Source organism: Paraburkholderia sp. SSBN10T, assembly GCF_056619545.1.
Genome location: NZ_JBWQQI010000061.1, coordinates 1 through 1,007 on the forward strand (window position 1 = coordinate 1; position 1,007 = coordinate 1,007).

Annotated in this window: 1 protein-coding gene; it reads right to left on the reverse strand. The window is 60.4% G+C overall.

The window, feature by feature from the left end; genetic code table 11:
• A partial coding sequence (gene gltA, locus AC1ECK_RS36625) for a citrate synthase (protein WP_480328180.1) occupies nucleotides 1-1,007 on the reverse strand: 1,007 nt, incomplete at both ends.

Below are 1,007 nucleotides of genomic sequence, written 5' to 3' on the forward strand. Positions count from 1 at the left end.
TACAGCTTGCGCGACACGAAGTATTCGTCTTCCAGCGCGATCTTTTCCAGCGCCATCGCCAGCTTGAACAGCGGGTCGTCGTGCAGGCCCAGCTCTTCCAGCACTTCGTGGCAGGTTTCGCGCATCAGCTTCGCACGCGGATCGTAGTTCTTGTAGACGCGGTGACCGAAGCCCATCAGCTTCACGCCCGAGTTCTTGTCCTTCACCTGCTTGATGAACTCGGGAATGTTGTCGACCGAGCCGATCTCTTCCAGCATGTTCAGCGCCGCTTCGTTCGCGCCGCCGTGCGCCGGGCCCCACAGGCAGGCGATACCGGCTGCGATGCACGCAAACGGATTTGCACCCGACGAACCCGCCAGACGCACCGTCGAGGTCGACGCGTTCTGTTCGTGGTCCGCGTGCAGGATCAGGATACGGTCGAGCGCGCGCACCAGCACGTCGTTGACCTTGTACTCTTCGCACGGGTTCGAGAACATCATGTGCATGAAGTTCGCGCTGTACGACAGGTCGTTCTTCGGATACGCAAACGGCTGGCCGATGCTGTACTTGTACGCCATCGCCACCAGCGTCGGCAGCTTCGCGATCATGCGAATGGCCGAGACGTCACGGTGACGCGGGTTATTGATGTCGAGCGAGTCGTGATAGAACGCCGACAGCGCGCCGACTGCGGCGACCAGAATCGCCATCGGATGCGCGTCGCGACGGAAGCCGCGGAAGAAGAAGTGCATCTGCTCGTGCACCATCGTGTGCTTCGTGACGGTGTCGACGAATTCCTTCTTTTGCGCTTCATTCGGCAGTTCGCCCTTCAGCAGCAGGTAGCAGGTTTCGAGGAAGTCCGCGTTCTGCGCGAGATCGTCGATCGGGTAGCCGCGATACAGCAGCTCGCCCTTGTCGCCGTCGATATAGGTGATGGCCGAATTACATGCCGCCGTCGACATAAAGCCCGGGTCGTACGTGAATTTGCCGGTCTGGCCATACAGTTTGCGGATGTCGATCACGTCCGGGCC